This window comes from Bacillus sp. SIMBA_008, from assembly GCF_046535495.1.
GTDB classification, from domain to species: Bacteria; Bacillota; Bacilli; order Bacillales; family Bacillaceae; genus Bacillus; species Bacillus subtilis.
In genome coordinates this window covers 1-238 of record NZ_JAWRWL010001207.1, presented here as the reverse complement: position 1 = coordinate 238, position 238 = coordinate 1, and the positions used below count along the sequence as shown (strand labels likewise).

Here is a 238-nt window from a genome sequence, read left to right as displayed (position 1 = left end):
CAACAGGAAAGAATTTATTAGAGCATTTCATTCAAGAAGTAGCTCCGTACGTTACGGTAGTGGAACAGGAAATGGTGCTTGATTTTATTATAGAAAATGATAAATGTGTTGGAGTTTTAACAAGAACTAGTGAAGGGAAGTTGAAGCGTTACGTTGCAGAGTATACGGTGTTAGCAACAGGCGGGATTGGCGGTTTATACGCCTTTACTTCTAATGATAAGACAATTACGGGTGATGG

At 39.1% G+C, this 238-nt stretch carries 1 protein-coding gene; it reads left to right on the top strand.

Annotated elements, in window-relative coordinates:
* A partial coding sequence (locus tag SB658_RS27270; RefSeq protein ID WP_410603673.1) for an FAD-binding protein occupies nt 1–238 on the top strand: 238 nt, incomplete at both ends.